Origin of the sequence: Streptomyces sp. JHA26, from assembly GCF_002005565.1 — a bacterium.
Lineage (GTDB): Bacteria > Actinomycetota > Actinomycetes > Streptomycetales > Streptomycetaceae > Streptomyces.
On the sequence record NZ_BDJC01000135.1, the window covers coordinates 1 to 2,161 of the forward strand.

Here is a 2,161-nt window from a genome sequence, read left to right on the forward strand (position 1 = left end):
ATGACCAGCGGACAGGCTGCGGGGTTCGGCGTCCGCGGTGACAGTCGGCTCCTGCAGATGGCCTCGCCGAGCTTCGACGCCGCGGTCGCGGAGATCGGTATCGCGCTCACCACCGGTGCGGCCATCGTTCTGGCGTCGGCCGAGGAACTCATGCCCGGCCCCAGCCTCGTCCGAGTGATCGCGGATCAGGGCGTCACCCACGCGATTCTCACCCCGGCAGCCCTGGCCGTGCTCTCCCCCGAGACGATATCGACCTCCACCACTCTCATCGTCGCAGGTGAGGCCACGGGTACCGATCTGGTGGAGCGGTGGTCGGCGGGTCGCCGGATGGTGAACGCCTACGGGCCCACCGAGGCGACGGTGTGTGTGTCGGTGAGTGCTCCGCTGACTGGTGGCGGTGTGGTGCCCATCGGACGTCCTTTGGTCGGAACGCGGGTGTTCGTGCTGGACGGTGGTCTGGAGCCGGTGGCTCCGGGTGTGGTGGGTGAGCTGTATGTGGCCGGTGCGGGTCTGGCTCGTGGGTACTGGGGGCGTTCGGGTCTGACGGCGGAGCGTTTCGTCGCCTGTCCGTTCGGTGGTCCGGGTGAGCGTATGTACCGCACCGGGGACCTGGTGCGGTGGCTGCCGGACGGGAACCTGGTGTTCGTGGGCCGGGTCGACGACCAGGTGAAGGTGCGTGGTTTCCGCATCGAACTGGGTGAGGTGGAATCCGCGTTGGCTGCCTTCCCGGGAGTCGACCAGGCGGTGGCCATGGTCCGTGAGGACCGTCCCGGGGACCGGCGTCTGGTGGCCTATGTGGTGGCGCCGGGTGTCGAGGCGGGTGAGGTCCGTGCCTTCGCGGGTCGTTCGCTGCCGGGTTACATGGTGCCGGCGGCGGTCGTGGTGCTGGATTCGCTGCCGCGGACACCGAACGGGAAGCTGGACCGGCGTGCTCTGCCCGCGCCGGAGTTCACCGGTTCCGGAACCGGTCGTGCGGCGCGGACTCCGCAGGAGGAGATCCTGTGCGGGCTGTTCGCCGAGGTGCTGGGCCTGGACCAGGTCGGGGTGGACGACAACTTCTTCGACTTGGGTGGGCATTCGCTGCTGGCGACGCGTCTGGTGTCCCGGGTGCGGTCGTCCTTCGGTGCGGAGGTGGCCATCCGGGCGTTGTTCGAGGCGCCGACGGTGGCGGAGCTGGCGTTGCGGGTGTCGGGTTCGCCCGGTGCGCGGCGGGCGCTGAAGGCGGTGGAGCGTCCCGAGGTGGTTCCGCTGTCGTTCGCGCAGCGCCGGCTGTGGTTCTTGAACCGGATGGAGCCGGAGTCGGCCGCCTACAACATCCCCGGCGCGCTGCGTCTGACCGGCGCGGTGGACCCGGCGGTGGTCCGGGCGGCCCTGGGTGATGTGGTGGGCCGGCACGAGAGCCTGCGGACGGTGTTCCCGGACGCGGGGGACGGCGAGCCGTGCCAGGTGGTGGTCGACGTGGACCTCGAGGTCCCCGTCGTCCAGGTCGACGAGGCCGGTCTGCTGGGGGCGTTGTCGGCCGAGGCGGGCCGGGGGTTCGACCTGTCGGTGGACGCTCCGCTGCGGGTGACCCTGTTCGACCTTCCCGGTGACGAGTTCGTGCTGTTGTTCGTGCTGCACCACATCGCCGGTGACGGCTGGTCGGTGGCCCCGCTGGCCGGTGACTTCTCGACCGCTTATGCGGCGCGGGCCGAGGGCCGGGCGCCGGCGTGGGAACCGCTGCCGGTGCAGTACGCGGACTACACGCTGTGGCAGCGTGAGGTTTTCGGTTCGGAGGAGGACCCCGACAGCGCCATCGCCGCACAGCTCGCCTACTGGCGCGAGCAGCTGGCCGACGCCCCGCAGGAGCTGATGCTGCCGGTGGACCGCCCCCGCCCGGCGGTCTCCACCTACCGCGGCGACGCCGTCACCTTCAGCATCGACGCGGAGCTCTACCAGGGGCTTGCGGCCCTGGCGCGGGAGACGCAGGCGAGTGTGTTCATGGTCGTGCAGAGTGCCCTGACGGTGCTGCTCAGCCGGCTGGGCGCGGGGGAGGACATCGTCCTCGGAACGTCCGTCGCGGGCCGCACGGACGAGGCGCTGGACCGCCTGATCGGGTTCTTCATCAACACCCTCGTCCTGCGGACCGACGTCTCCGGAGACCCGAAGGTCGCCGAGCTGA

1 protein-coding gene is annotated in these 2,161 nt (G+C 70.6%); it reads left to right on the plus strand.

Annotated elements, in window-relative coordinates:
- Positions 1-57 precede the first annotated feature (57 nt).
- A partial coding sequence (locus JHAT_RS33355; protein WP_253195698.1) for a condensation domain-containing protein occupies positions 58-2,161 on the plus strand: 2,104 nt, incomplete at its 3' end.